The following is a 581-nucleotide window of genomic DNA, read 5'->3' on the forward strand; positions in this document are numbered from 1 at the left end:
TGACATCTGCTGCTGACTGTGATGCACCGCATGCAGTTCCCACCACACGCCGAAACGATGCTGCCAGCGGTGATACCAGTAGCCGGCAAAATCGAGGACGATCAGATAGATCAGGAACGACACGACCGGCTGATCCGTCACGCCTGGCCAGAGGCCGTCGATATTGACGTTCGGTATGTCGTAGATCGATATCAGGCTCTGCCAGTGAAAGAATAGCGGTTGCAACATGAAAAAGAACGCAATGTTGATGATGCCGAGCTTGATGATCCACGTGTAGATCACGTCAGCGCGCAGCGCCTTGCGATCCTGCCACAGTTCAATGGGGCGCAGCGCTTCAAGCGGCCGCAACGCAAGATACATCACGACGATCTCCAGCACGCCGATAATCACCCAGTACAGTGCGTCATAGGTGTCTTCATCGAAACCCATCAAGCCGAAGCGATAGAAGAACGGCTGCACGACGTCGACATATAAGAGCGTCTGCAGCGCGGACACCATATTGTCGAGTTGTGCGACGATTTCATGAAACATCTGAATCCTCGCGTTTTAGCAGTTCTGCCAGAACTCATGTAACGGCAAGT

Annotated in this window: 1 protein-coding gene; it reads right to left on the minus strand. The window is 53.4% G+C overall.

The features are described from left to right. Positions 1-531: sterol desaturase family protein (locus tag P0D73_RS46625; protein WP_408436503.1), on the minus strand; the 531-nt coding region annotated here is incomplete at its 3' end. Positions 532-581 lie beyond the last annotated feature (50 nt).

It is taken from the genome of Paraburkholderia sp. RL18-101-BIB-B (assembly GCF_046026985.1).
Taxonomy (GTDB): domain Bacteria; phylum Pseudomonadota; class Gammaproteobacteria; order Burkholderiales; family Burkholderiaceae; genus Paraburkholderia.